The sequence below is a fragment of the Ruegeria sp. AI2 genome, from assembly GCF_056541275.1.
In genome coordinates this window covers 1-562 of the sequence record NZ_JBQFYB010000093.1, presented here as the reverse complement: position 1 = coordinate 562, position 562 = coordinate 1, and the positions used below count along the sequence as shown (strand labels likewise).

Genomic DNA, 562 nt, shown 5'->3' with positions numbered 1-562 from the left:
GATCCGTTCACCCGCAACCTCACGCTCGATGGCGTTGGCCTTGTCCATGTCGGGGTTCGAGAGCCATTTCAGGAACTCCCAGGCCGCTTCTTCGTTTTCGGAATACTGCGAAATACCAAACGGCATGGAGATCGCGTAGGTTCGGGTTGTGCCAGTGTAAGACGGCATGCCAACAAAACCGACCTGATCTTCGGTCAGGGTCGAGGTCTCAGGGTTGAGAAAGGCGGAATAGAACCACCACCAGCCCGGGATCATGGCGGAGTTGCCTTGCATGAAGCTCTGGCGCGCATCTTGTTCAACAAAGGCCACCGAGTTCGGGTTGGCCGCGCCATTTTCGGTCAACAGCGCAATGTAATCTTCTGTCGCCTTAAGCGCCGCTTCACTTGTCCAACCAGCGGTGCCATCCTCGTTGAACACCTCGGCGCCGGCGCCCCATAGGAAGTTCAGCCAAATGAACAAGGACTGCCGGTTGCCGTCATTGTTGTAGTAAAGCGCCATGGGCGAGATGCCCTCGTGCTCCCAACCATCGGCCATGGCCGCGACTTCTTCCCAGGTTGTGGGG

Annotated in this window: 1 protein-coding gene; it reads right to left on the bottom strand. The window is 57.7% G+C overall.

Going from position 1 to position 562, the window contains the following annotated elements; translation table 11 throughout:
- A partial coding sequence (locus ACR0LL_RS21345; protein WP_480589345.1) for an extracellular solute-binding protein occupies positions 1 to 562 on the bottom strand: 562 nt, incomplete at both ends.